This window comes from Streptomyces sp. R302, from assembly GCF_012927245.1.
Classification (GTDB): domain Bacteria; phylum Actinomycetota; class Actinomycetes; order Streptomycetales; family Streptomycetaceae; genus Streptomyces.
In genome coordinates this window covers 128,113-152,833 of sequence record NZ_JABBGE010000006.1, presented here as the reverse complement: position 1 = coordinate 152,833, position 24,721 = coordinate 128,113, and the positions used below count along the sequence as shown (strand labels likewise).

24 protein-coding genes are annotated in these 24,721 nt (G+C 73.4%); 12 read left to right on the top strand and 12 right to left on the bottom strand.

Going from position 1 to position 24,721, the window contains the following annotated elements; translation table 11 throughout:
* Positions 1-149: 149 nt before the first annotated feature.
* Positions 150-830, top strand: coding sequence for a DUF5701 family protein (locus tag HHL19_RS19800; RefSeq protein ID WP_240981733.1), 681 nt, complete (start codon positions 150-152; stop codon positions 828-830).
* On the opposite strand, the gene HHL19_RS19795 is transcribed toward HHL19_RS19800, so the two are convergent.
* Together HHL19_RS19795 and HHL19_RS19790 are read right to left on the bottom strand one after the other, a co-directional pair.
* A complete protein-coding gene (locus HHL19_RS19795; protein ID WP_169091455.1) occupies positions 827-3,199 on the bottom strand; it encodes an excinuclease ABC subunit UvrA in 2,373 nt (790 codons plus the stop codon). The two genes, HHL19_RS19800 and HHL19_RS19795, sit on opposite strands and share 4 nt — an antisense overlap.
* A gap of 9 nt (positions 3,200-3,208) precedes the next feature.
* On the bottom strand, positions 3,209-4,264 hold the full coding sequence (locus HHL19_RS19790; RefSeq protein ID WP_169091453.1) for an LLM class flavin-dependent oxidoreductase: 1,056 nt from the start codon (positions 4,262-4,264) through the stop codon (positions 3,209-3,211).
* Between the two features lie 310 nt (positions 4,265-4,574).
* Here HHL19_RS19790 and HHL19_RS19785 point away from each other — a divergent pair, with 310 nt between their 5' ends.
* A complete protein-coding gene (locus HHL19_RS19785; RefSeq protein WP_169091452.1) occupies positions 4,575-5,063 on the top strand; it encodes a hypothetical protein in 489 nt (162 codons plus the stop codon).
* Positions 5,064-5,091: 28 nt separating this feature from the next.
* Here the strand turns inward: HHL19_RS19785 and HHL19_RS19780 are convergent, their stop codons facing one another.
* Complete coding sequence (locus tag HHL19_RS19780; protein ID WP_169091450.1) at positions 5,092-5,307, bottom strand: dodecin; 216 nt, start codon at positions 5,305-5,307, stop codon at positions 5,092-5,094.
* A 290-nt stretch (positions 5,308-5,597) separates the two neighbouring features.
* Between HHL19_RS19780 and HHL19_RS19775 the strand changes: the two genes are divergently transcribed.
* The 3 genes from HHL19_RS19775 (at position 5,598) to HHL19_RS19765 (ending at position 8,862) form a co-directional block, all read left to right on the top strand.
* Entirely contained in the window at positions 5,598-6,848 is a 1,251-nt protein-coding gene (locus tag HHL19_RS19775; RefSeq protein ID WP_169091448.1) for an extracellular solute-binding protein, read from the top strand.
* Between the two features lie 206 nt (positions 6,849-7,054).
* On the top strand, positions 7,055-7,921 hold the full coding sequence (locus HHL19_RS19770; RefSeq protein ID WP_240981732.1) for a GNAT family N-acyltransferase: 867 nt from the start codon (positions 7,055-7,057) through the stop codon (positions 7,919-7,921).
* Positions 7,918-8,862, top strand: coding sequence for a lysophospholipid acyltransferase family protein (locus HHL19_RS19765; protein WP_169091446.1), 945 nt, complete (start codon positions 7,918-7,920; stop codon positions 8,860-8,862). The genes HHL19_RS19770 and HHL19_RS19765 overlap by 4 nt, the downstream gene beginning before the upstream one ends.
* Here HHL19_RS19765 and egtD read toward each other — a convergent pair.
* The 4 genes from egtD to egtA are packed head-to-tail and all read right to left on the bottom strand — an operon-like array spanning position 8,757 to position 13,112.
* Positions 8,757-9,722: an L-histidine N(alpha)-methyltransferase gene (gene egtD / locus HHL19_RS19760; RefSeq protein ID WP_169091444.1), complete on the bottom strand. Its 966-nt coding sequence runs from the start codon at positions 9,720-9,722 to the stop codon at positions 8,757-8,759. The two genes, HHL19_RS19765 and egtD, sit on opposite strands and share 106 nt — an antisense overlap.
* A complete protein-coding gene (gene egtC / locus HHL19_RS19755; protein ID WP_169091442.1) occupies positions 9,719-10,471 on the bottom strand; it encodes an ergothioneine biosynthesis protein EgtC in 753 nt (250 codons plus the stop codon). Before egtC ends, egtD begins: the two co-directional genes overlap by 4 nt.
* A complete protein-coding gene (gene egtB / locus HHL19_RS19750; protein WP_169091440.1) occupies positions 10,471-11,853 on the bottom strand; it encodes an ergothioneine biosynthesis protein EgtB in 1,383 nt (460 codons plus the stop codon). The genes egtC and egtB overlap by 1 nt, the downstream gene beginning before the upstream one ends.
* Positions 11,850-13,112, bottom strand: a complete 1,263-nt coding sequence (gene egtA / locus HHL19_RS19745) for an ergothioneine biosynthesis glutamate--cysteine ligase EgtA (protein WP_169091438.1) — start codon at positions 13,110-13,112, stop codon at positions 11,850-11,852. Before egtA ends, egtB begins: the two co-directional genes overlap by 4 nt.
* A gap of 457 nt (positions 13,113-13,569) precedes the next feature.
* Here egtA and HHL19_RS19740 point away from each other — a divergent pair, with 457 nt between their 5' ends.
* A complete protein-coding gene (locus HHL19_RS19740; protein ID WP_169091436.1) occupies positions 13,570-14,412 on the top strand; it encodes a TIGR02452 family protein in 843 nt (280 codons plus the stop codon).
* 103 nt (positions 14,413-14,515) lie between these two features.
* Entirely contained in the window at positions 14,516-14,686 is a 171-nt protein-coding gene (locus HHL19_RS19735; RefSeq protein WP_169091434.1) for a hypothetical protein, read from the top strand.
* Between the two features lie 345 nt (positions 14,687-15,031).
* Here HHL19_RS19735 and HHL19_RS19730 read toward each other — a convergent pair whose 3' ends face one another.
* From HHL19_RS19730 to HHL19_RS19720, 3 genes are all read right to left on the bottom strand, one after another.
* On the bottom strand, positions 15,032-16,462 hold the full coding sequence (locus tag HHL19_RS19730) for a flotillin family protein (protein WP_169091433.1): 1,431 nt from the start codon (positions 16,460-16,462) through the stop codon (positions 15,032-15,034).
* A 94-nt stretch (positions 16,463-16,556) separates the two neighbouring features.
* Complete coding sequence (locus HHL19_RS19725; RefSeq protein ID WP_169091955.1) at positions 16,557-16,760, bottom strand: hypothetical protein; 204 nt, start codon at positions 16,758-16,760, stop codon at positions 16,557-16,559.
* Between the two features lie 81 nt (positions 16,761-16,841).
* Positions 16,842-18,161 (bottom strand): MFS transporter, encoded by a 1,320-nt coding sequence (locus HHL19_RS19720; protein ID WP_346768309.1) that lies wholly within the window; start codon positions 18,159-18,161, stop codon positions 16,842-16,844.
* A 157-nt stretch (positions 18,162-18,318) separates the two neighbouring features.
* Here HHL19_RS19720 and HHL19_RS19715 point away from each other — a divergent pair, with 157 nt between their 5' ends.
* Positions 18,319-19,365 (top strand): LacI family DNA-binding transcriptional regulator, encoded by a 1,047-nt coding sequence (locus HHL19_RS19715; RefSeq protein ID WP_169091431.1) that lies wholly within the window; start codon positions 18,319-18,321, stop codon positions 19,363-19,365.
* Between the two features lie 17 nt (positions 19,366-19,382).
* Positions 19,383-19,667, top strand: a complete 285-nt coding sequence (locus HHL19_RS19710; RefSeq protein WP_169091429.1) for a hypothetical protein — start codon at positions 19,383-19,385, stop codon at positions 19,665-19,667.
* Positions 19,668-19,725: 58 nt separating this feature from the next.
* Here the strand turns inward: HHL19_RS19710 and HHL19_RS36825 are convergent, their stop codons facing one another.
* Positions 19,726-20,439, bottom strand: coding sequence for a hypothetical protein (locus HHL19_RS36825; RefSeq protein ID WP_206324893.1), 714 nt, complete (start codon positions 20,437-20,439; stop codon positions 19,726-19,728).
* A 122-nt stretch (positions 20,440-20,561) separates the two neighbouring features.
* Between HHL19_RS36825 and HHL19_RS19700 the strand changes: the two genes are divergently transcribed.
* Entirely contained in the window at positions 20,562-21,749 is a 1,188-nt protein-coding gene (locus HHL19_RS19700) for a thiolase family protein (protein WP_169091426.1), read from the top strand.
* A gap of 99 nt (positions 21,750-21,848) precedes the next feature.
* On the opposite strand, the gene trxA is transcribed toward HHL19_RS19700, so the two are convergent.
* Positions 21,849-22,223, bottom strand: coding sequence for a thioredoxin (gene trxA, locus HHL19_RS19695; protein WP_169091424.1), 375 nt, complete (start codon positions 22,221-22,223; stop codon positions 21,849-21,851).
* Between the two features lie 111 nt (positions 22,224-22,334).
* On the opposite strand from trxA, the gene HHL19_RS19690 reads away from it, so the two are divergent.
* Positions 22,335-23,846, top strand: a complete 1,512-nt coding sequence (locus HHL19_RS19690; RefSeq protein WP_169091422.1) for an NAD(P)/FAD-dependent oxidoreductase — start codon at positions 22,335-22,337, stop codon at positions 23,844-23,846.
* Positions 23,843-24,694, top strand: coding sequence for a DNA polymerase III subunit epsilon (locus HHL19_RS19685; protein WP_169091420.1), 852 nt, complete (start codon positions 23,843-23,845; stop codon positions 24,692-24,694). Before HHL19_RS19690 ends, HHL19_RS19685 begins: the two co-directional genes overlap by 4 nt.
* Positions 24,695-24,721 lie beyond the last annotated feature (27 nt).

The following is a 24,721-nucleotide window of genomic DNA, read 5'->3' as shown; positions in this document are numbered from 1 at the left end:
GGCGAGGAAGTCTCCTTCCGTCGGGAACACGCGGCGAGGAAGTCTCCTTCCGTCGGGAACACGCGGCGAGGAAGTCTCCTTCCGTCGGGAACAAAGCGTCGGCCCGGGCCGTTCTTCCCGGGCCGACGCCATCCCGACCGAGGAGAACCTTGCCCGACGCGCACCGCACCGCCCCGTCCACCGACGCCTTCACCAGCCCGTTCCCGCTGCCCCCGCTCGCCGACCAGGCCGAGCGGCTCATCGAGCTCGGGGTGCCCGCCCTCACCGGCGTCGACGCCGGCGAGCTGCGGGCCTACGCCGAGAAGGCCGCCGCCGACGCCCCGGCCGGCTCCCTGCTGGCCGTCCACCCGGACGCCGCGCCCGCCTCGGCCCTCGCCCCGCTGCTCCGCCTCGCGGACAAGCCCGGCTTCGTCGTGGTCGACATGGAGGACGTGGACGCCTTCGCCCCGCAGGGCGCGGAGCTCCCCGACGGCCCCTTCTACCTGGTCCACGGCCTGGACCGGGGCGACCACATGGGCAACTGGTCCCCCGAGGAGGCCCTTCCGGCCCTCACCGGCGCCGGCCGCACCCCGCTGCTCCTCACCGAGGGCATCCACTGGCTGCTCCAGCGGCCCGAGGTCCTGGAGCGCAACAAGTGCTTCATGACCATCGGTTCGCGCCTCCGCAAGCCCAACGGCACCTTCGACGCCCGCACTCCGGCCATCTGGATCAGCAACGGCACCGGCCGCGACGGCAAGGAGCGCAAGGGAGCCCCCAAGGTCGGCTGGTGCTGGTGGAATAACCGCCACACCTGGCTCGGCTTCGGCTCCACCACCGGCCGCGAAGGCTAGACCGTCCCTCCGGGGTTCCCCAGGGCCCGGGCCAGGTACGGCGCGGTGCGGCTCTCCGCCGAGCGCGCCACCCGGGCCGGGGGACCCTCGGCGACGATGCGGCCCCCCGCCTCGCCGCCGCCGGGGCCGAGGTCGATCACCCAGTCCGCTCCGGCGGCCACGTCCATGTCGTGCTCGACGACGACCACCGTGTGGCCGCCGTCCACGAGCCCGCGCAACTGCCGCACCAGGACCTCGACATCGGCCGGATGCAGCCCGGTGGTCGGCTCGTCGAGGACGTACAGGGTGTGGGCGCGGCGCGGGCGCTGCAGTTCGGCGGCGAGCTTGATGCGCTGCGCCTCGCCGCCGGAGAGTTCGGTGGCGGGCTGGCCGAGCCGCAGATAGCCCAGTCCGACGTCGAGGAGGGTGGTCAGACTCCGGGCCGCCGCCGGGACCTCCGCGAAGAAGGCGGCCGCCGACTCCACGGTCAGGTCCAGGACTTCGGAGATCGTCAGCCCGCGCAGCCGCACCTGGAGGGTCTCCGGGTTGTAGCGGGCACCGCGGCAGTCGGGGCAGGGCGCGTACGTGCTCGGCAGGAACAGCAGCTCCACCGAGACGAACCCCTCGCCCTGACAGGTCTCGCAGCGGCCGCCCGGCACGTTGAAGGAGAAGCGCCCGACCTTGTAACCGCGGGCCCTGGCCTCCTCGGTCTCCGCGAACAGCTTCCGCACCACGTCGAACAGGCCCGTGTACGTGGCCAGGTTGGAACGCGGGGTGCGCCCGATCGGCCGCTGATCGACCGTCACCGTCCGCCCGGCGCCTTCGGTTTCCTCGGTGAGCGCGCCGACGAGCGTGGACTTCCCGGAGCCCGAGACGCCGGTGACGGCGGTGAGCGCGCCCCGGGGGAAGGCGGCGTCCACCCCGCGCAGGTTGTGCCGGGTGACGGGACCGGTGCGCAGCCACCGCTCCGGGGCGAGCGAGGGCCGCTCCGGCACCGGGGAACGGTCGAAGAGGAAGCGGCGGGTGGCCGACTCCTCGACGTGCGCCAGGAGTTCGGGCGGACCGCTGTGCAGGACCCGGCCGCCGTGCTCCCCGGCGCGCGGGCCGACGTCGACGAGCCAGTCGGCGTGCCGGACCACGTCCAGGTGGTGCTCGACGACGAAGACCGTGTTGCCGGCCGCCTTCAGCCGGTCCAGGACCACGAGGAGCGCCTCGGTGTCGGCCGGGTGCAGACCGGCGGACGGCTCGTCGAGCACGTACACGACGCCGAAGAGCCCGGCGCGGAGCTGGGTGGCGAGCCGCAGCCGCTGGAGCTCCCCGCTGGAGAGGGTGGGGGTGGTGCGGTCCAGGGAGAGGTAGCCGAGGCCGAGTTCGGTGACGGTGGCGATCCGGGCGAGCAGGTCCTCGGCGAGAACCCGGGCGGTCTCGGGGCCGCCGGGGGCAGTGGCCGGGGCCAGCACCTCGGCCAGACCGGTCAGCGGCAGTGCCGCCAGCTCGGCGATGGTCCGGCCCGCGAAGGTGACGGCCAGCGCCTCGGGGCGCAGCCGGCTCCCGCCGCACACCGGGCACGGCGCGCTGGTGAGGAAGCGTTCCGCCTTGGCCCGCAGCGCGGGGCTCTTCGACTCGGAGTAGGTGCGCAGGACGAGCCGCCGGGCGCCGGTGTACGTGCCCTGGTACGGGCGCTGGATCCGGCCCGCCTCACGGACCGGGTGGACCGTGACGACCGGCTGCTCGTCCGTGAACAGGATCCACTCCCGGTCCTTCGGATCCAGTTCGCCCCACGGCCGGTCGACGTCGTACCCGAGGGCGTCGAGGACGTCCCTGAGGTTCTTGCCCTGCCAGGCGCCGGGCCAGGACGCGACGGCGCCCTCCCGGATCGACAGGCCCGGGTCGGGGACCAGGAGTTCCTCGCTCGTCTCGTGGATCCGGCCGAGGCCGTGGCAGGACGGGCAGGCACCGGCGGCCGTGTTGGGGGAGAAGGCGTCGGAGTCGAGCCGGGGCGCCCCGGCCGGGTAGTCGCCGGCGCGGGAGTACAGCATCCGCAGCGAGTTCGACAGGGTCGTGACCGTGCCGACGGAGGAGCGGGCGCTGGGCGCGCCGCGCCGCTGTTCCAGGGAGACCGCCGGGGGCAGGCCGGTGATCTCCCCGACCTTCGGGGCACCCACCTGGTGGATGAGGCGGCGGGCGTACGGCGCCACGGACTCGAAGTAGCGGCGCTGCGCCTCCGCGTAGACGGTCCCGAAGGCGAGCGAGGACTTTCCGGAGCCGGAGACGCCGGTGAAGACGGTGAGGGTGTCGCGGGGGATGTCGACGTCCACGGCCTGGAGATTGTGTTCGCGGGCGCCGCGGACACGGACGTAGGGGTCGTGGGCGGAGACTGGATCCAGCATTCGGAGATTTTATCCAATATCCGTTTCTTGGCCGGTATCAGGTTCGCGGCCGGCCCGGGGCGTGAGCCCCGCCGCCCGGGCCAGCCCCCGGTACGAGGCGAGCAGCGCCTCCCGGTCGTACGTGCTCGTCGTCACCAGGACCTCGTCCGCCCCCGTCTCCCGCACGGCGTCCGCGAGCCCCTCGGCCACCTGCGCCTCGGTGCCGTACAGATGGCCGGCGAGCCCGTCCTCGTACAGCCCGCGCTGGCGGTCCGTCATCGGCAGGCGCTCGATCCGCTCCGGCGGCGCGAGCGGCGGGAAGTCGCCGCGGGTGCGGGAGTACGCCATGCCCCAGGCCTCCGGGACGAGCAGCCGGCGTGCCTCCGCCTCGGTCGGGGCCACGGCGATCGTGCCGGAGACCACGACGTACGGCTCCGACGCCCACGCCGAGGGCCGGAAGCCGGCCCGGTAGGCGTCCACGGCGGCCAGCAGCCGGGAGCGGCGACGCAGGTCCCCGACCACCAGCGGCAGCCCCGCCTCCGCCGCGATCCGGGCGCCCTCGCCGGTCGCGAGCACGAACGGCGGGACCCGCAGCCCCTCGGCCGGACGGGCGTGGACGCCGGGATGGGCCGTCTGGTCGCCGGTGAACCAGCCCAGCAGCTCCTCGATCCGCTCCGGGAACGACTCCGCCTCCTCCTTGTCATGGCCGAGGGCGCGCCGGACCCCCTCGGTGAAGCCCAGCGAGCGGCCGAGACCCATGTCGATCCGGTCCGGGAAGAGCGAGGCCAGGACGCCGAACTGTTCCGCCACCACCATGGGCGGGTGATTGGGCAGCATCACTCCTCCGGTGCCCACCCGGATGGCCGAGGTGGCGGCGGCGACAGCCGCGGCGAGCACGGTCGGCGCGGAACCGGCGACGCCCGGTACACCGTGGTGCTCGGAGACCCAGAAACGGTGGTAGCCGAGCGCCTCCACCTCGCGCGCGAGCCGCACGGTGTCACGCAGCGCCTGGGACGGCGACTCGCCCTCGCGCGTACGGGAGCGATCGAGGACCGAGAGGCGAAGGCCCGGGGGCAGAGTGCTCATGACGATTCCAACGCGCGCGTGCCACGGGTGTTCCCGTACGCCGCCGAGTGCGCCCGGGTCACCGGTGCCACCGGAGGCCGCTCGACGCGCGCGTGCCGCCGGTGTCCCGGAAGACCGCCCCACATGCGCGTTCCGTCGGTGTCCCCGGAAGCCGCTCGACCCGCGCGTGTCACCGGTGCTCCGGGACACGGCCCGACGCACGCGCGCCATCGGTGCCTCCGGACGCCGCCCTACGCGCGCGTGCCACCCGTGCTCCCGGACGCCGCCCCGTAGCGCGGCGGTTGTCGGTCCCGGCTCCTAGGCTGGGCGCGTGACAGGAGACCTCCGGCCGCTGGCCGTCTTCGACCTCGACGGCACACTGGCCGACACCGCCCACAGGCAGCACTTCCTGGAGCGCAGGCCGCGGGACTGGGACGCCTTCTTCGGGGCGGCGCCGGACGACCCGCCGCTGGTGGAGGGCGTGGCCCTGTGCCGGTCGGCGGCCGAGGAGTGCGAGGTGGTGTACCTGACCGGGCGTCCCGAGCGCTGCCGGCGGGACACCTTGAGGTGGCTGGCCGACCAGGGGCTGCCCGAGGGGCCGCTGCACATGCGGCGGCACCGCGACTTCCGGCCGGCGCGGGTCACCAAGGTGGAGATCCTGCGGCGGCTGGCCGCCGGCCGGGACGTGCGGATGCTCGTCGACGACGACGGGCTCGTCTGCGACGCCGCGGAGGCGGCCGGCTTCCCGGTCGTCCGCGCCCACTGGGCGACCCCCTCCGAGGCGCTGAGGGAGGCCCAGGAGCGGGAGGGCAGGACCTGACCCCGACCGGGGGCCGGCCCGACCCGCGTCAGGCGCCTTCGTCCAGCCGGAAGCCGACCTTCAGGCCGACCTGGTAGTGCTCGATCCGCCCGTCGACCAGGTGCCCGCGGACCTGCGTGACCTCGAACCAGTCGAGGCCGCGGAGCGTCTGCGAGGCGCGGTCGATGCCGTTGCGGATGGCCTGGTCGACGCCCTCGGTGGAGGTGCCGACGATCTCGGTGACGCGGTAGGTGTGATTCGACATGGGGGCCGGATCCTCTCAGTGCCCTCGGTTGGGTCCACTCCACCGTGCCCCAGCACACGGAACCCCGCGACACGACGCGAGGGCCGTCGCGCCCCCTTCGCCCGTACCCGTGGGTAACCGTTCCGAATGCCCGCCCGATCCGGGAACGAGGTGGTCAAGGACTTGACCACCTCGGTTGGTCCAGACCAGAATCCTGGCCACATACCCGCGCGAACATCCCGTTCGGTCCCCCCACACGTCGGGTCAGCCCCCATGTCGCACCACCGTGTGCTGAACCGAAGGTGACCTCCGTGAAGAACCGCTTTCTCGCATGCCCGCTGGCTGCCGCCACCGCACTCGCCCTCGCGGGCTGCGGGCTGTTGCCGGGCTCCGGGGGCGAGACCCGGACGGTCGACATATGGCTCATGCGGGACAGCGTCAGCGAGGACTTCCTGAACCGCTTCACCGAGGCGTACGAGGACGAGCACGACGACGTCGAACTCAACGTCACCATCCAGGACTGGACCGGCATCGGCAAGAAGGTCACCGAGGCCATCAAGGGCGGCGGCGGACCGGACCTCATCGAGGTCGGCAACACCCAGGTCGCCCAGTACGCCGACACCGACCGGCTCTTCGACCTCACCCTGGAGTCCGTCCGCGACCTCGGCAGCGAGGACTGGCTGCCCGGCCTCGCCGAACCCGGCAGCGTCGGCGGCTCCCAGTACGGCATCCCCTGGTACGCGGCCAACCGCATCGTCATCTACAACAAGGACCTCTTCACCCAGGCCGGCGTCACCGAGCCGCCCGCCACGCGCGCGCAGTGGCTCGACGTCACCGAGAAGGTGAACCGCCAGGGCGCCCAGGGCATCTACCTGGCCGGCCAGGACTGGTACACCCTCGCCGGATTCATCTGGGACGAGGGCGGCGAGCTGGCCGTCGACGAGGGTGGCGTGTGGACGGGCACCCTCGACAGCCCCGAGGCGCTGCGCGGCATGGAGTTCTACAAGGACCTCCAGTCCCTCGGCTCTGGCCCGAAGAACGCCGACGAGCAGAACCCGCCGCAGGCCGAGGTCTTCGCCCGCGGCGACGTCGCCCAGATCGTCGCCGTACCCAGCGCCGTCTCCGCCATCCTCAAGGCCAACCCGGGCCTCAAGGACAAGCTCGGCTACTTCCCCGTCCCCGGCAAGAAGGCCGGCACCCCCGGTGCCGTCTTCACCGGCGGCTCCGACCTGATCATCCCGGCGAACGCCCCCGACCGCACCGCCGCCCTCGACGTCGTCAAGGCGCTGGCCGGGGAGAAGTGGCAGACGGAACTCGCCCGCGCCATGGGCTACGTGCCCAACAAGAAGGGCCTCGCCTCGGTCGTCTCCGGGCAGGAGGCCACCGCGGCCATGGCCGCCGGCGCCGCCAACGGACGCGCCACCCCCAACTCGCCGCAGTGGGCCAGCGTCGAGGGCGACAACCCCATCAAGCCCTTCATGACCGCCGTCCTGGAGGGCGAGAACGCCAAGAAGGCGGCCCGCAAGGCTTCGGAGGCCATCACGGAGACGCTGTCCGAGTAGGCAGGGTGGGGCTCTGACTGGGCAGGGTAGGCGGAGCGCCCCAGGGCGCGGGCAGGGCCGCCGCGGAGCATTCAGCCTTCCCACACCCGCGATCCCCCGGGCGGTCATGTCGAATCCAGCCTGCGGCGGAAGAAACGAGGGGCCGGGCCGCACCGCTGGCGGACCGGCCTCGACCCTTCACCTTCCGTACGCCGGAGGAGACCGCCATGACCGCCCTCTCGCACGTGTTCGCCGACGCCACCGCCCCCGCCGTCCCCGCCCCCGCCGTCCCCGTGCCGACCGGCATCCAGCCCGCCGTGGCGCTGCCCGCGCGGCCCGGACGGGCCGGCGGCCCCGAACCCGAACCCCGCTACCTGGTGGGACTCGCCCGCGACCAGGACGACGTACGCGCCGCCCAGCGCCTGCGCCACCTGGTCTTCGCCGGCGAGATGGGCGCCCGCCTCGACGGACCGGAGCCGGGCCTCGACACCGACGCCTTCGACGCCTACTGCGACCACCTCCTGGTCCGCGAGGAGTCCACCGGCGAGGTCGTCGGCACCTACCGGATCCTGCCGCCCGAGCGGGCCGCCGTCGCCGGCCGGCTCTACTCCGAGGCCGAGTTCGACCTCGCCCGGCTCGCGCCCCTCCGGCACGACCTCGTCGAGGTCGGCCGCTCCTGCGTCCACCCCGCCCACCGCAACGGCGCCGTCATCGCCCTCATCTGGGCCGGTCTCGCCCGGTACATGACCCGCACCGGCCACGAGTGGCTCGCCGGATGCTGCTCGATCCCGCTCGCCGACGGCGGCGCGCTCGCCGCCGCCACCTGGGACACCGTCAAGGCGAAGCACCTCGCCCCCGAGGAGTACTGGGTCACCCCGCACAAGCTGTGGAACTCCGACGGCGTCCGCCGCCCCGAGGGCCGCACCGAACTGCCCCCGCTGCTGCGCGGCTACATCCGGCTCGGTGCCCGGGTCTGCGGGGCTCCGGCCCACGACCCCGACTTCGGCGTCGCCGACCTGTACGTGCTGCTGTCGCTGCGCCGGACCAACCCGCGCTACCTGCGCCACTTCCTGTCGCTCGTCCCGGCCTCGTGAACGGCCCGGTCCCGGCCCCCTCGCCGTGGCTCCCCACGGCCCCCTGCACCCCGGGCCGCCGCTGCGCGGCCCACCCGGACCCCTTACCGGCCGCCGGGGCCGCCCGGGCCGCCTTCCGGCCCGCGCCCGCCCCGCTCGCCTTCGCCCGCCTCGCGGCCGGCCTCGCGACCGTCCTCCTCGGCGTGCTCCTGCTGCCGGTGGCGGGCCCGCTGCCCGCCGCCGTCCGGTACGCCCTGGTACGGCTCTGGACGCGGGCGGTCGTCCGCGCCTTCGGGGTACGCCTGACCGTCACCGGCGCACTCCCGGGCGCCGGCCGGTCCGCGCTCGTGGTCGCCAACCACGTCTCCTGGCTGGACATACCGGTCGTCGCCGCCGTCCTGCCCGGCCGGATGATCGCCAAGCGGGAGGTACGCGGCTGGCCGGTGCTCGGCCCGCTCGCCGCCCTGGGCGGCACCCTCTTCATCGACCGCGACGGGCTGCGCCGGCTGCCCGGCACGGTGCGCGAGGTCGCCGGGGCGCTGGCCGAGGGCGGCCGGGTGACCGCGTTCCCGGAGGGCTCCACGTGGTGCGGACGGGACGGCGGGCGGTTCCGTCCGGCACTCTTCCAGGCCGCTGTGGATACGGGATCCGATATCCAGCCGGTACGCATCGGCTATCGGCCCGAGGGGGCGGCGGCGTACGTGGGGGAGGACCCGCTGGGCGCGTCCCTGTGGCGGGTCGCGCGGACGCCGGGCCTCACCGTCGAGATCCGGATACTGGATCCGATATCCGCAATCCAGTATCCAGACCGTCGGCTTCTCGCCGCCGCCGCCCAGCGGGCCGTCCTGCCGGCCTCCTACCGGGCCGTCGCCAGCGACAGCGCGAAGCGGCCCTCCGTGTCCGTCCACCAGCGCGTCAGCTCGAAGCCGGCCTCGGCCAGCTCCGCCCGCACGCCCTCCTGACGGAACTTCGCCGACACCTCGGTCCGCAGCTCCTCGCCCTTCTCGAACTCCACCATCAGGTCGAGCTCGGGGATCTTCACGGTCAGCGCGTGCCGGGCGCGCAGCCGCATCTCGATCCACTCCCGCTCCCGGTCCCACCGGGCCACGTGGTCGAAGTCGTCCGGATCGGCGTCGGCGCCCAGCTCCCGGTCGAGCACGGCCAGCACGTTCTTGTTGAACTCCGCCGTCACCCCGGCCGCGTCGTCGTACGCGGCCACCAGGGTCGACTCGTCCTTCACCAGGTCCGTGCCGAGCAGGAAGCCGTCACCCGGCGCCGTCATCTCCCGGACCGAGCGCAGGAAGGTCCGCCGCTCGTCGGGCAGCAGATTGCCGATCGTCCCGCCCAGGAAGGCCACGAGCCGCGGCCCCGGCGTCTCCGGCAGGACGACGCTCCGGGTGAAGTCGGCGATCAGCGCGTGCACCCGCAGTTCGGGACGCTCGGCGAGCAGTGCCTCCGCCGCCCCGGTCAGCGCCGACTCGCTGACGTCCACCGGCACGTACGCGGCCAGCCCCGGCAGCAGCGCGTCGATCAGGAACCGGGTCTTCTCCGAGGAGCCGGAGCCCAGCTCCACGAGCGTCCTGGCACCGGTCGCCGCCGCGATCTCCGGTGCCCGGGCCATCAGGATCTCCCGCTCCGCCCGCGTCGGGTAGTACTCGGGCAGCCGGGTGATCTCCTCGAACAGCTCACTGCCCCGCGCGTCGTAGAACCACTTCGGCGGCAGCTCCTTCGGCGTGCGGGTCAGCCCGTGCAGCACGTCGGCGCGCAGATCCGCGGCGGCCGCGTCCGGGGCGAGGGTGCGGGTCAGCTGGAACGTGCTCACGCGGTCGACTCCTTGAGCGGAATGAGGGTGACGTCGGAAGGGCGGGCGGTCACGAGCGTGTGCTCGGGCACTTCCTGCCACAGCGGATCGTCGTCGTAGGGTTCGGAGGCCACGACCACCCGGCCGGGGCCCGTCAGGTACCACAGGCTGTTGCCCCAGGCCGTGGCCGCGATCTGCTCGCCGTCGGTGAGCAGCAGGTTGAGACGCGCGTCCGGCGCCGCCTCGGCGGCGGCCGTCACCGTCGCGGCGAGCGCGTCCCCGGGACTCTGTCCCGCCCGGAGCCGGTGCAGCACCAGCGCCCACAGCAGCGCGGCGTCGGTCCGCGCCTCCAGGTCGAGCAGCGCGGCCGCCGGCAGCGTCGACGCCAGCGGCGTCAGCGTGCCCGGCCAGCCCGGCACCGCGCCGTTGTGGCTGAACAGCCAGGGACCCGAGGCGAGCGGCGCGGCCGCCGCCTCGCCGTCCGCGCCGGGCAGCGTCGCCCCCCGGACCGCGCCGAGGAAGGCCCCACTGCGCACGACCCGGGCGAGGTCCGCGAACGAGAGGTCGCCCCAGATGGGCCCCGTGCGCCGGTACCGCGCCGGGACCGGGTCCCCGTCCGCGTACCAGCCGACGCCGAAGCCGTCCGCGTTCACCACGCCGCTGCTCTGCGTCCGCGGCGCCCAGGCCTGGCGCAGCAGCGCGTGCGGCGGCCGGACGATCAGTTCGCCGAGCGTCACCGGTTCGCCCAGATAGGCGAGGTGACGGCACATCAGTCGAGCTCCGCGGAGCGGGCGGTGCGGAAGCCGGCGAAGATCTGCCGCCGCACCGGATAGTCCCAGTTGCGGAAGGTGCCGCGGCAGGCCACCGCGTCCACCGCGAACGAACCGCCGCGCAGCACCTTGTGCTCGGGCCCGAAGAACACCTCGGAGTACTCCTTGTACGGGAACGCCTGGAAGCCCGGGTACGGCAGGAAGTCGCTCGCCGTCCACTCCCAGACGTCACCGATCAGCTGCCGCACTCCGAGAGGCGAGGCACCCGCCGGGTAGCTTCCCGCCCGCGCCGGCCGCAGATGCCGCTGGCCCAGGTTGGCGTGGTCCGGGCCCGGGTCGGCGTCGCCCCACGGATAGCGGTGCGAGCGGCCGGTCACCGGGTCGTGCCGGGCCGCCTTCTCCCACTCCGCCTCCGTCGGCAGCCGCCGCCCCGCCCACCGGGCGTACGCGTCCGCCTCGTACCAGCTCACGTGGACCACGGGCTCGTCCTCGGGCACCGGCTCCGTCACGCCGAACCGGCGGCGCAGCCACTGCCCGCCCTCCTGCCGCCAGAACAGCGGTGCCACGATGCCGTGTTCACGGATCTGCGCCCAGCCCTCCGGATGCCACCAGCGGCGCTCGGTGTAGCCGCCGTCCGCCATGAACGCCAGATAGGCGCCGTTGGTGACCGGCGCGGTGTCGATGTGGAAGGCCGGCACGGTACGGACGTGCGCCGGACGCTCGTTGTCCAGCGCCCACGGCTCGTCCGACGTCCCCATCGTGAACGGTCCGCCGGGTACCAGGACTTCGGCCGGAAGCGGAGCCGAGGGATGGACCGGAGGCGGCGGTGCGTCGAGCGCGGCCGGGCCCTTCCTCAGCTGATGGGTGATCAGCATCGTCTCGTCGTGCTGCTGTTCGTGCTGGGCGATCATCCCGAAGGCGAACCCCTCGTCCAGCAGCGGACGCCCGTCCGGACGCACCTCGGTCAGGACGTCGAGGACCCGGGTCCGTACGTCGGCGGCGTACGCCCGGGCCTCGGCCGGTCCGAGCAGCGGCAGCGACGGCCGCTCCGACCGGGGATGCGCGAAGGCGTCGTACAGCGGGTCGATCTCGGGCCGCAGGGCGTCCCGGCCCGCCACCTCCCGCCACAGCCACTGCTCCTCCTGGTTCCCGATGTGCGCCAGGTCCCAGACGAGGGGTGACATCAACGGCGAGTGCTGGGCGGTGAGTTCACTGTCGTCCACGCTGTCCGTGAGCAGCGCGGTGCGCTCCCGGGCGGTCGTCAGCACCTCCAGCGCCCGCTCCCGCAGCGCCTCCGGGCCGGGCTTCCCGCCCGTGGCAGGGCCTTCCGCCAGGTCCGTCGCCGGGTTCGTCGTCGCATTCGTACCGGCCGTGCTGGTCATGACGTCACCACCTGGAGCTCGTCGGCGGGGCAGCCCCCGGGGTCCACATACCGTTCCCGGAAGGCGTCGACGGCCTTCCGTACCTGCTCGTTCGCGCCGATCCGGAGGAGGGCGGGCCGGACCGCGGCGAAGACCTCGACCGCCACCGCGTGCAGCAGCGGATCGGCGAGGCCGTCCCTGGCGGCCCGCAGCCAGAGCGGGTTGCGGGGCGCGGGTTCCTTCCCGGCCAGCTCCGCCAGGGGCCGTACCGCCCGGTACACCGCCTCGGACGCGGTCACGTCCTCGAAGGCCGCGGCCGTCACCGCCACCGGCACCATCCAGCCGTCCGGGCCGGGCTGCGCGTCGATCATCCGCAGCTCCAGATGCCCGCGCGGCCGCACCGGCGGGAAGAGCGTCGTCAGGTGGTAGCGCAGGTCGTCGGCGTCGGCCGGCCGGGGCTTCCCGGTCCGCAGCCACTCCCGGAAGGTCAGCCCCTCCGGCACCAGCCACGGGCCGTCCCCCTCCGCCCGTACGCAGAGCACCGGCGTGTCCAGGACGTGCGCGGCCCACGCCTCGCGAGGGTCGCCGTCCGCCGGAGGGGCCAGCGCCCGCATCGGGTCCAGATCCGTCCACAGCGCCTGCCGGGTGGAGCGCCAGCCGGTCCGACGCCCGCCGTGCAGCGGGGAATTGGCGAAGACGGCCACGAGGACCGCGCCGAAGAGGTGCGCCAGCTCCCAGCGGCGCAGATAGCCGAGCGGACCCGGCTCCTCGTACCCGGCGTCCAGGCAGACCTGCACCGAGGCCGACTCGCACATCATCGCCCGGCCCGAGGGCCCCGTCCGGCCCAGTGCGAGCTCCATCGCGTCGTACCGGGGCTCGCGCAGCACCCGCTCGCGCGGTGCGTGCCAGGGGTCGACCCCGTACCCGCTCAGCGTCAGACCGAGCGGCCCGAGCGCGGCGCGCACCGCCGACAGGTCGGAGGCGAGGGAGTCCATGCATTCCATGAGCGAACCGGCAGGGAGCGAGCTGAGCTCCAGCTGCCCGCCGGGCTCCAAGGTCAGCGACGACACCAGGGGCAAGGACCGTACGGTGTCGAGCGCGGCCGCCAGACGGTGCGGACGCACCGGCTCGCGCGGGTCACGCAGATCGTGGACGAGCCACTCCAGCTCCGCCCCCACGGTCCGGGGCGGGCCGGTCTTGAAACATATACAGCGCAGCAGGTCCTCCGCCGCCTCCTCGGTGAGGGGCGGGCCGCTGCGCGGAGTGACGCCGGGCGCCATCCGTGCACCTCCAAGTGCTGGTCGCGGAGCCGTTCGGCTAGCCGCTGCCTTCCACCTAAGGCCACGGTCGGGCGGCGTGCAAGAGCGCCTCGACGCCTCCGAACGCGCCCTTCGCGCCCCCGGAGCGGTGCTGCGGTGGAGAGTCGAGAACGACTCGAGAGTGGCCCGAGTGAGGCTCAAGCGGGACTCAAGCGAGGTTCGAGTGGGATTCGAGCAAGACTCAAGCAAGATTCGAGCGAGGTTCGATCAGAGTTCGAGTGAGTTTCGAGAGAGGGGCGATCGAGGTTCGAGGGAGACTCAAGGGAGACCCGAGGAAGGATCAAGGGAGATCCGAGGAAGACCCGAGAGTGCTTCGGAGGTGACCGGGCCGGGAACCGTGTGTGCTTCGGCGGGGAGCCGAGGGTGAGCGTGGAAAAACCGTTTGTCCCGGACCCGCCGAAACGATCATCCTCAAGGCATGAGTGCACGACTGCGCGAGATCGCGCGGCAGACCGAGGCGATCGTCGCCGCCGCTTCCTACGCCGCCCCCGACGGGCGGACCGTCTCCCTCCACGAGAACCTCTCCGCCGCCCTGGCCGGAACCCGGCTGTACGGCCCCGAGCCGGTCCCCGTCACCCCCGCCGCCGGCCGTGCCGGCCGCATCGAGGTCACCGGCGAGAGCAGCCTCGCCGCCGCCCGCCGGATGACCGCCGCCGACCCCGCCGGGCCGGTCGCCGTCCTGAACTTCGCCTCCGCCCGCAACCCCGGCGGCGGCTACCTCAACGGGGCCCAGGCCCAGGAGGAGGCCCTGTGCCGCTCCTCCGCCCTCCACGCCACGCTGCTCCGCGCCCCCGCCTACTACGAGCACCACCGCAGCGAGCGCGACGCCCTCTACACCGACCGGGTGATTCACTCGCCCAGGGTCCCGGTCTTCCGCGACGACCGCGGCGCCCTGCTCGCCACCCCCTTCACCGTCGGCTTCCTGACCTCCCCGGCCCCCAACGCGGGCGTCGTCCGCCGCCAGGACCCGGCGCGGGCCCACCTGCTGCCGGCCGTTCTGGCCTCCCGCGCCGAGCGGGTCCTGGAGACGGCGGTCGCCGAGGGGTACCACCGGATCGTGCTGGGAGCGTGGGGCTGCGGAGTCTTCCGCAACGACCCGGCCGAGGTGGCGGGCGCCTTCAAGGCGCTGCTGACCGGTGACGGACGGTTCGCCGGCCACTTCGACGAGGTCGTCTTCGCGGTCCTGGACCGCGCCTCGGGCACGCCGACCCTCGCCGCCTTCCATCGGATCCTGGATCCAGTCGCCCGATCCGCCCCGTAATGCGGTGTCCGTACCCCCGTGCGAGCCTGGAAGGACGCGGACGCGCCGTCGAGTGGCGGCGCGACCGAGAGTTTTCGCACGTCTTCGTACGGGAGGCACGATCGTGGGCAAGAAGCAGACCCGGGTGAACAAGGGTGCCCGCACGGGTGGTCACGAACACCGCGAGACCCCGCCCGCCAAGGAGAAGGGCGGAACCCCGGCCATGGGAGAGGCGCCGCGCTCCGTCATCGAGCAGCCCTCCCACCGCAGGGAGCGGAAGTTCGGCCACAACTGACTTCGGCGTGACGGGACGCGTACGCGCCGACACGACGGCTCCGATGTGAGCGAGCACGCGAAGCTCCTGGCGGACACGGGTCATCCCGGTGGAGCCCCAGGAGCTTCGTCGTTGATCAGACGCGTCCAGCTCACGCTCCAGGAGCGGGAGGGCACCCTTCCTGGAGTCAGCCGTTCCGGTCCTTGATCACCACGACCACGCTCCCGCAGAGGGCTCGCCCCTCCGAGGCGGCCGGGCCCCGACTGGCGCATCGCCCCACAGATGAACACCCGGACGGGGTGCGGGCCGGGCCCGACGTACCAGAGTGGTGTCGGGCCCGGCCCGCGGGCGTACAGGGTCCGGAGGTCACGCGTCGGCGTCGCCGACGGTGATCTCGACCGTCGTCACCTCCTCCTCAGGGGTCGGGCGGGCGGTCGGGACGGCGGTCGAGGCCGGGCGGTCGGAGCCGTTCGGGCCCATCGTGGCTAGCAGCTGGCGGGCCAGGCCGAGGCCCGTACCGCCCATGGTGAGCGCCTTGGCGAACATGTCCGCCATGCCGTCGGCGCCGTTCAGGAGGACCATCTGGTCCACGTTCCCGAAGGCGGAGGCACCGGCCTCGACGATCTCCGGCCAGCGCTCGGCCAGTTGCTGCGCGACCACGGCCTCCTGGTTCTCCGCGAGGGCCGCGGCCCGTGCCTTGATCGCCTCCGCCTCGGCCAGACCCTTGGCCCGGGTGGCCTCGGCGACCGCGAGGCCCTTGGCGTGCGCCGCCGCGGCCTCGGCCTCACCGGTGACCCGGGTCGCCGTCGCCGACGCCGCGCTCGCCAGCTCGGTCTCCCGCGCCTTGGCCTGCGCGGCCGAGATCCGGGCGTCGCGCTCGGCCTCGGCCAGGGTCCGCGTCTCGTACGCCATCGCGTCGGCCGGCTTGCGGACGTCCGCCTGGAGCTGCTGCTCCTTGCGGTGCGCCTCCAGCTCCGCGACCCGGGTCTCCTGGACCACGACCTCCTGCCGCGAGGCCGCCTCGGCGAGCGGACCGGCCTGCCGGGCCCGGGCGCCGGCCTGGTCCCGCTCGGCCTGGTAACCGGCCTGGAGGATCTCGCTGTCGCGGGTCGCCTCCGACATCCGCGCCGCCGCCTGCTGCTCGGCCTCGGTCGCCAACCGGTTGGCCTCCGCCTGCGCGATCCGGGCATCACGCTGAACGGCGGCCGCGTGCGGGGCGGCGAGGTTCTTGATGTAACCGGTCGGGTCCTCGATCTCGTGGATCTGGAGCGAGTCGACGATCAGACCGAGCTTCTCCATCTCCGTGCCACAGGCCGAACGCGCCTGCCCGGTCAGCTTCTCCCGGTCACGGATCATGTCCTCCACCGTCAACCCGCCCACGATGGCGCGGAGATGACCGGCGAAGACGATGTGGACCCGCTCGCTCATCAGCTTCTGCTGGTCGAGGAAGCGACGGGCCGCATTGGCGATCGACACGAAGTCGTCGCCCACCTTGAAGATCACCACACCCCGGACCTTGAGCGGAATGCCCTGGTGGGTGACGCATTCGACTTGCAACTGCGTCTCGTTGAGGTCCAGCGACAGCTTCCGCACCGCCTGCACGCCGGGCACCACGAGGGTGCCGCGCCCGGTGACGATGCGGAACCCCATGCCGTCGCCGAGGCCCTCGTTCTTGTGGTTGGAACCGGAGATGATGAGGGCCTCGTTGGGTTCCGCGACCCGCCACATCATCTTGAACAGGACGATCAGGACGACGACCGCGCCGACGACGGCGCCCGCCAGAATGCCGATGCCCATGGGAAAGGTCCCCCTTCACCGGAGCCGTGCGGATCCGGTGAAGGGAGTGTGCGCCCGGGACGGCCGCGGCTCAACGGTCGTGCCGGACGCCGTGTCAGACGCCGTACACGGCTGTGACATAGACGGTGCGCGGAGGGAGGTGTTCCACGACGGTCACCAGAGTGCCGACCTCGATCCGCTCCTTCGGGGCTGCCGCGTACGCGAGGAAGTGCTCGGCCCCGCCGCGGATCCGCAGCATCACCTCGCCGACGAGTCCGGGCCCGATGGTCCCGGTCACCCGGCCGAGCAGTCCCGCCATCGAGCTCTCCATCGACTCGTCCATGACTGAACGGTACGTCAGAAACCGGGTGTACGAAGGAGGTTGCCGCGCCTCGGGCGATCAGCGGACCGAGCGGATCGGCCGCACCGCGAGGGCGCCCAGGACCGACAGCACCGCCGCGACGAGGAACAGCGGCGTGTAGCCGCCGCCGATCGACACCACGGCGGAGGCGACGAACGGCGCCACGATCTGTGGACCCGCGTTGGCGACGTTCAGCACGCCCATGTCGCGAGCGGCGTCCTCTGCTGCCGGCAGCACCATCGTCACCAGAGCCGTGTCCACCGCCATGTAGCAGCCGAAACCGAGGCCGTTGACGACCGAGAAGGCCAGCATCGCCGTCCAGCTGCTGGAGAGCGCCGGGATGAGCAGCGCCCCGGCGGCCAGCGCGGCGGAGGCCCCGACGAACAGCTTGCGGCGGTCGTAACGGTCGGACAGCCAGCCGCCGAGCACCGTCGAGACCACCATGGCAACGGAGTTGACCGGCATGAGGACGGCGACGGCCTCCTCTGCCGAGAGCCCGGCCGGCAGATCGGTGTGGTCCTTGAGGATGTAGAGCTGGAAGCCGGACACCGCGAAGTAGCCGAGGACGAGCAACGCCCGGCCGATGAACGCCCAGCGGAAGTCGTGGTCCCTGAGCGCGCTGCCGAACGCGGCGATCTGCGCCTTCACCGGCAGCGGTGCCTTCGCCGGCATCCGTTCCTCACGGGCGAGGGAGGTGAAGACCACCGAGGTGACGGCGACGATCGCGCCGAAGACCAGATAGCCGGTCCGGTAGTCGTCGGAGTAGGCCGCGCCGACCAGGGCGCCGATCGTGGAGCCGATCGGCAGGCCGAGGCCCACGGCCGCCGAGGCCTTGCCGCGGGAGGCGAGCGGGACGCGGTCGGGCACGACGGAGATGATGGCCGCCTGGTACACGTTCATCACCGCCTGCCCGAGACACCAGGCGATCGTGACCAGCAGGATCGTGTGCACGCTGCCGAGCAACAGCATCACCGGCACGGCGAGCAGCCCGCCTGCGAGGATCCACGGGTTGCGCCGCCCGGAGCGGTCGGAGAGTGCCCCCGCGACCGGGTTGAAGACGGTCGCGAAGATCGCGGATATGCCTGCGACGAGCCCGAGGTTCGCCACCTTCTCGGCCGGGTCGATGGCCTCGATCTGGAGCGCGAGCAGTATGCCCGCCACGCCGACGTAGAGCGCGTACATCGCGCTGTTGCCGAGGAGCAGGAGAGGGAGCAGTCCGCGGGTGGGGCGGGGAGCGGTGGGGGAGTGGGGGGTGTCGGGTGCGGGGGCGGAGCCCGTACCGGCTTCGGATCCAACCTTGGATCGGATATCGGATCCAGCTTCGGCTCCGGATCCGGTCCCGGGGGAGGAAAGGGCCACGTTGCCCTCCAGGGGAGAACGCCCGACGAGGGGGCGGAAGGTGGATGAATACGAGGGTAGTGACACGTGTCAGTGACGCGTGTCAGCATTGTGTAGCACTCGATTCCGGCCATCCACCAGACCTGGCGCCGGATTGTTCTGGAAAGATGCCGAAGCGATGAGTCAGTCGATCGAACAGCCTGCCGACGGCACCCCGGGCCGCACTCCCGCACGCACCGTGCCGACCAGCGCCGACGTGGCGCGGCTCGCGGGCGTCTCCCGAGCCACCGTCAGCTACGTCCTGAACAACACCGCCGCGGTCCGGATCAGCGAACCGACCCGTGAACGGGTCCGCGAGGCCGCCCGCGAGCTGGGCTACGTGCCCCACGCCGCCGCCCGCACCCTGCGCGCCGGCCACAGCCGGATGGTGCTGCTGCCCAGCGCCCACGTCCCCGTCGGCCCGCTCTACAGCAGCTTCTTCAACGACCTCCAGTGGGCCCTGCGCCGCCTCGACTACACCGTCGTCCAGTACGGCAGCGTCGGTCTCGCCCCCGAGGACGCCGCCCGCGCCTGGGCCGAGCTGCGCCCCGCCGCCGTCGTCTCGGTGGGGGAGGTCGAGGTGGCCCCCGGGGCCGTGGAGATCCTCAGGCGCTCCGGCGTCAAGGCCGTCATCACCGTGGGGACCCGGGCGACCGAGGGTGCCCACTCCCTCGTCCTCGACCAGCCGCGGGTCGGCCAGGTCGCCGCCGAGCACCTCATCGCCACCGGCCGCCGCCGGATCGGCGTCGTCGTCCCCGAGGAGGCGGGCCTCGGCATGTTCTCGGGCCCCCGGCTGGACGGCGCCCGCCGCGCCGCGGAGGCCGCCGGCGCCGGAGTCGTACCCCTTCCCCTCGCGTACACGGAGGAGTCCGCCGGGGCGCTGGCCGCGCGCTGGCCGGAACTCGCCCTCGACGGCGTGTTCGCCTACAACGACGAGTACGCCATGCTCCTGATGCGCGCCCTCCAGGACGCGGGCGTCGCGGTGCCCGAGGAGACCGCCGTCGTCGGCGCCGACGACCTCCTCCTCGGCCGGCTCCTGCGCCCCCGGCTGAGCACCGTGCACATCGACCTGATCGAGGGCGGGGAGCTGGCCGAGCTCGTCGACAGCGCCGTGAACGGCACCGCCGTCGAGACAAGCACCCGCCCCCTCCTGGACTCGCGGGTCGTCCGGCGCGAGTCCAGCTGAGCGCTTAGCGTCGGTGCATGAGCACGCACCCGAACCGTTACGAGATCCTCCTCGTCCCCGGCCACGTCGTGGACCGGGGCGGCGCGAGCGTCGCCGACAGCGCGGTGCGCTCCGCCGTGGTGGAGCGCACCGGCCGTTACGGCGAGACCGGATACCCGATCTACGAGGGCCACGGCATGACCGCCGACATCGACCCCGAGACCCGCACGGTGGAAGCCCTCCTGGTGGACGGCCGCGAGCTGGACTACGGGCTGGTGGCGCTGGTGCGGGACCCGGGGGAGGGGGCAGGTAGGGCGGGGTGAGGAAGGTGTGCCGGGAGGGGGGAAGCGGGCAACCGCCGCCCGGGTGGCGCAGGGCGACTCAGCCGCCCTTCGGTCCGTCCGTCGCCCCGTCCGCGCCGGTCCCGCGCGCGGGACCCGAGGGCCCCTCCGGCTCCGTCCGGCGCGGCTCCGCACCCGTCGGCCCACCCGGCTCCCTCCGGTACCCCGCCCCCTCCGGCCCGCCCGCCCGCCTCCGGCGCCCCGGACCCGTCGACCCTTCCAGCTGCTCGGTGAGGAGGCGGGCCACGGTGCGGGCCGTTTCCGGGCCGAAACGTTCCCCGGCCGCCTCGACCGCGCGGGCGATGTACGCCTCGGCTTCGGTACGGGCGGCCCCAGGGGTGAGGGCCTCCCGCTCGGCGTGAGCGGCTTCGGCGGCGCCGAGTTCCGCCTCGGCGCGGGTCAGCTCGGCGTCGTACGCGTCGGCCTCGAAGTCCAGCTCGGGAGGGCGCGACTCCCCGTCGGGAACCAGCCACTCCGTCCACTGGACGACGTCGCCGTGTCGCCGCACGACCGCAGAGAGGAAGCCGCAGCACCCGCCGGTGCAGTCGGGCTCGCCGAGGTCGACGCGGCGCGGTTCGGAGGTCGCGCGCAAGGGGCTGGGAGCGTCCAGGGGGAACATCCGGTCCACACCCAGCCCACGCGCGCCGGGGCCCGCGCCGTCGTCGACGACGTCCTCGCCGTTGACGCGCAGACGCACCAGACGGTGGCTCTCGAAGGACACGGGCGCGAAGGAGATCTCCAGCCGATCGAACATCGGACCAGCCTACGACCCGTTGACAGCCGTGGCGCCGGGGCCCAGACTCTGCGCGCGCAGCCGCGCGAAACTTGTTTCACCAGGCGAACAGAGTCGTTCCGCCGGGACCCGGGAGAGATCCGATGAGTATCCGCGACGTGTACATCGTCGACGCCGTCCGCACCCCCATCGGGAAGTTCGGCGGCGCCCTCGCCTCCGTACGGCCGGACGACCTCGCCGCCCATGTCGTCAAGGCCCTCGTCGACCGCACCCCCGACCTCGACCCGGCCCTCGTCGACGACGTCTACTTCGGCGACGCCAACGGCGCCGGCGAGGACAACCGCGACGTCGCCAGGATGGCCGTCCTCCTCGCCGGCCTGCCCGTCACCGTCCCCGGGGTCACCGTCAACCGCCTCTGCGGGTCCGGCCTGGAGGCCGTGATCCAGGCGGCCCGCGCGATCGCCCTCGGCGACGCCTCCGTCGCGATCGCCGGCGGCGTCGAGTCCATGTCCCGCGCCCCCTGGGTGCTCCAGAAGCCCGAGCGCGCCTTCCCCGCCGGCCACCAGCAGCTGCACTCGACCACCCTCGGCTGGCGCATGACCAACCCGGCGATGCCCGCCGAGTGGACCGTCTCCCTGGGCGAGGGCGCCGAACTCGTCGCCGACAAGCACGCCCTCGGCCGCGACGTCCAGGACGCCTTCGCCCTCGACAGCCACCGCAAGGCCGCCGAGGCCTGGGCCAAGGGACTGTACGACGGCGAGGTCGTCGCGTACCCGGGCGCGGAGCTGACCCGCGACGAATGCGTCCGCGAGAACACCTCCCTGGAGGCACTCGGCCGCCTCAGGCCCGCCTTCAGGGCCGACGGCGGCACCGTGACCGCCGGCAACGCCTCCCCGCTCAACGACGGCGCCGCCGCCCTCCTCCTCGTCGACGAGGACGGCCTGCGCGAGACCGGGCGCGAGCCCCTCGCCCGGATCCGTACCTCCGCCGTCACCGGCATCGAGCCCCAGCTCTTCGGCCTCGGCCCGGTCGCCGCCGTCCAGCGTGCCCTGGGCAAGGCCGACCGCTCCTTCGCCGACCTGACCACCTTCGAACTCAACGAGGCCTTCGCCGCCCAGGCCCTCGGCTGCCTCGCCGAATGGCCGGAACTCGACCCCTCGATCGTCAACCCGCGCGGCGGCGCCATCGCCCTCGGCCACCCGCTCGGCGCCTCCGGCGCCCGCCTCGCCGGCTCGGTCGCCCACCAGCTCGCCGCCGCCGGTTCGGGCACCGGTCTCGCCGCCCTCTGCATCGGCGTCGGCCAGGGCCTGGCCCTGGTCCTGGAGCGCTGACCGGACGACTGCCCCGAGCACCGCTTCGCGAGGGAGCCGTACGGACACGGGAGAGCCCCCGCCGGAGCGGGGGCTCTCACCGTGCGCGGGGCGCTCGGCTCACTCGGACGCGGCCTGCTGCTGCGCCGCGACCGACTTGCGGACCTCGTCCATGTCCAGCTTGCGCGCCTGGCCGATGACGTCCTCCAGGGCCGCCTCGGGCAGCGCGCCGGGCTGCGCGAAGATCGCCACGTTGTCCCGGACGATCATCAGGGTCGGGATCGACCGGATCTCGAAGGCGGCCGCGAGCTCCTGCTGCGCCTCGGTGTCGACCTTGGCGAAGACCAGGTCCTGGTGGCGCTCGGAAGCGGCCTCGTACACCGGGCTGAACTGACGGCACGGACCGCACCAGGAAGCCCAGAAGTCGATCAGGACGAAGTCGTTTCCGCTCACGACCTCGTCGAAGTTGTCCTTGGTGAGCTCGATGGTGCTCATGCTTCCGCCTTTCGGTCTCCGGTGGTGTCCTCACGGTCCCCTGGGGACTCGCCCCGCACAACGGCGTATCGAGCCGCGCTATTCCGGCCCCTACCCACCAGACTGGTCCCCATGACGCGAACGGTGGCGAACGAGCACGCGGAGAAGCACGCGGAGAAGCACGCGCACGCGCGCGTGAATGAGCACGAGCACGAGTACGACGTGGTGGTCCTCGGCGCGGGGCCGGTCGGCGAGAACGTCGTCGACCGGGTACGGGCGGCCGGCCTGACCGCCGCGATCGTGGAGGCCGAACTCCTCGGCGGCGAGTGCTCCTACTGGGCGTGCATGCCCAGCAAGGCCCTGCTCCGCCCGGTCCTCGCCCGCTCCGACGCGCGCAAGGTCCCCGGTCTGCGCGAGGCCGTCTACGGCCCCCTGGACGCTCTGGAGGTCTTCGCGCACCGCGACGAGACCGTCGGGCACTGGAAGGACGACGGGCAGGTCGACTGGTTGGATTCGATCGGGGTACGCGTCTACCGCGGGCACGGGCGTGTGGCCGGGCCGCGCCGGATCGTCGTCGACGGCCCGGAGGGCGAACACCACGTCCTGACCGCCCGGCACGCCGTGGCCGTCTGCACCGGCAGCCGCGCCGTCCTGCCCCCGCTGCCCGGGCTCTCCGGTGCCCGCCCCTGGACCAGCCGCGAGGCGACCAGCGCCGATCGGGTGCCGGGCCGCCTGATCGTCGTCGGCGGAGGCGTCGTCGGCGTCGAGATGGCCACCGCCTGGCACGCCCTCGGCTCCCACGTGACGATGCTGGTACGCGGCGACCGGCTGCTCCCCAGGATGGAGCCCTTCGTCGGCGAACACGTCGCCGAGGCCCTGCGGGCGCGCGGCGCCGACGTCCTCACCGGCGTCACCGTCGAGGCGGTCGTACGGGACGGAGGCAGCGGCCCCGTCACCGTGGTCCTGGAGGGCGGCGACACGGTCGAGGGCGACGAGGTCCTCTTCGCCACCGGTCGCGCCCCGCGCACCGAGTCCATCGGCCTGGAGACCGTCGGCCTGGAACCCGGCTCCTGGCTCGACGTCGACGACAGCCTCCTCGTCACCGGCACCGACTGGCTCTACGCCGTCGGCGACGTCAACCACCGCGCCCTCCTCACCCACCAGGGCAAGTACCAGGCCCGGATCGCCGGTGCCGCGATCGCCGCCCGCGCGGCCGGCACCGCGCTCCCGGACGCCGCGCCCTGGGGGCCGCACGCCGCCACCGCCGACCACGCCGCTGTCCCCCAGGTGGTCTTCTGCGACCCGGAGGCCACCGCCGTCGGCCTGAGCCTCGCCGAGGCCGAACGCGCCGGACACCAGGTCCGCGCCGTCGACGTCGAGATGAGCTCCGTCGCAGGCGCGGGCCTCTACGCCCATGGCTACCGGGGCCGCGCCCGGCTCGTCGTCGACCTCGACCGAGAGGTGCTCCTCGGCGCCACCTTCGTCGGCCCCGCCGTCGGCGAACTCCTCCACGCCGCCACCATCGCCGTCACCGCCGAGGTCCCCGTCTCCCGCCTGTGGCACGCCGTCCCCTCGTACCCCACGCTCAGCGAGGTCTGGCTCCGCCTCCTGGAGGCCTACCGGGACGGCGCCGACCCGGCGTGAACCCCGAGGCTCGCGCCAACGCCTACGACGCCCCCTGCGCCCGGTGCGGCGACCTGGTCCCGGCCGGCACCGGACTCCTCCGGCACGGCCGGCGCGGGTGGGACGTCTACCACCGCGAGCACGCTCCCGCGCCGGGGCCGCCGGCGGCCGGCGACCATCCGGGGTGGCACCGTCGACGGCTGCTGTCCCTGGATATTGGATCCACCGGGAACCGACCCGAGAGGGACCGGATCACGGGGGCGGCGGTGCGGGGGAGTGACGGGACGGCGCGAGATTGGGTACTGGATCTTGGATCCGATCTTCATCATTCGGATGTTGGATCCAAGATCCAGCACTCCCCACCCAGCTCACCTTCCCCGACCTCCTCGCCCTCCCCACCCGCCCAAGCCCTCGAAGAGCTAGCCACTCTCCTCACCGACCACCTCGCGAGCCGCGAACTGCTCGTCGTCTGGTACGCCCCGCACGTCCTGTCGACTCTCCACGCCGAACTGCTCCGCCACAGCCTCACGCCCCTCGTCGACCGCCTCCCGGAGGGCGGAGGCGTCGCCCCGATCTGCGATCCGCTGGTCCTGGACCGGCACGTCGACCGCTACCGGCCCGGCGGGCGTTCGCTGCCCGCCGTCGCCGAGTGGTACGGGGTGCCGCACGAGCGCCCGGGCGATCCGGCCTCGGACGCCGAGGCGGCGCTCCTCGTGGCGGGTGTGGTCGCGGCCTCGTATCCGGCGGTGGCGCGGCTGTCGCGGCCGGTGCTCCACGCCGAGCAGATGATCTGGTACGCGGAGCAGATGGAGCGTCACCCCGACGCGCCGGCCTGGCCGTTCGAACCGGTGGAGCCGGTCGCGGGCTGAACGCCTTGCGCGTTGGGCGCTCGGCTC

Coding starts and splice junctions, on each gene's coding strand:
- egtA (WP_169091438.1), bottom strand. CDS start 13,112: ATGGCGCCCGGCGTCACTCCGCGCAGCGGCCCGCCCCTCACCGAGGAG.
- egtB (WP_169091440.1), bottom strand. CDS start 11,853: ATGACCAGCACGGCCGGTACGAATGCGACGACGAACCCGGCGACGGAC.
- HHL19_RS19780 (WP_169091450.1), bottom strand. CDS start 5,307: ATGTCGAATCACACCTACCGCGTCACCGAGATCGTCGGCACCTCCACC.
- HHL19_RS19715 (WP_169091431.1), top strand. CDS start 18,319: ATGAGTCAGTCGATCGAACAGCCTGCCGACGGCACCCCGGGCCGCACT.
- HHL19_RS19725 (WP_169091955.1), bottom strand. CDS start 16,760: ATGGCGGGACTGCTCGGCCGGGTGACCGGGACCATCGGGCCCGGACTC.
- HHL19_RS19730 (WP_169091433.1), bottom strand. CDS start 16,462: ATGGGCATCGGCATTCTGGCGGGCGCCGTCGTCGGCGCGGTCGTCGTC.
- egtC (WP_169091442.1), bottom strand. CDS start 10,471: ATGTGCCGTCACCTCGCCTATCTGGGCGAACCGGTGACGCTCGGCGAA.
- HHL19_RS36825 (WP_206324893.1), bottom strand. CDS start 20,439: ATGTTCGATCGGCTGGAGATCTCCTTCGCGCCCGTGTCCTTCGAGAGC.
- HHL19_RS19795 (WP_169091455.1), bottom strand. CDS start 3,199: ATGCTGGATCCAGTCTCCGCCCACGACCCCTACGTCCGTGTCCGCGGC.
- HHL19_RS19740 (WP_169091436.1), top strand. CDS start 13,570: ATGAGTGCACGACTGCGCGAGATCGCGCGGCAGACCGAGGCGATCGTC.
- HHL19_RS19700 (WP_169091426.1), top strand. CDS start 20,562: ATGAGTATCCGCGACGTGTACATCGTCGACGCCGTCCGCACCCCCATC.
- HHL19_RS19710 (WP_169091429.1), top strand. CDS start 19,383: ATGAGCACGCACCCGAACCGTTACGAGATCCTCCTCGTCCCCGGCCAC.
- trxA (WP_169091424.1), bottom strand. CDS start 22,223: ATGAGCACCATCGAGCTCACCAAGGACAACTTCGACGAGGTCGTGAGC.
- HHL19_RS19790 (WP_169091453.1), bottom strand. CDS start 4,264: ATGAGCACTCTGCCCCCGGGCCTTCGCCTCTCGGTCCTCGATCGCTCC.
- HHL19_RS19690 (WP_169091422.1), top strand. CDS start 22,335: ATGACGCGAACGGTGGCGAACGAGCACGCGGAGAAGCACGCGGAGAAG.
- HHL19_RS19770 (WP_240981732.1), top strand. CDS start 7,055: ATGACCGCCCTCTCGCACGTGTTCGCCGACGCCACCGCCCCCGCCGTC.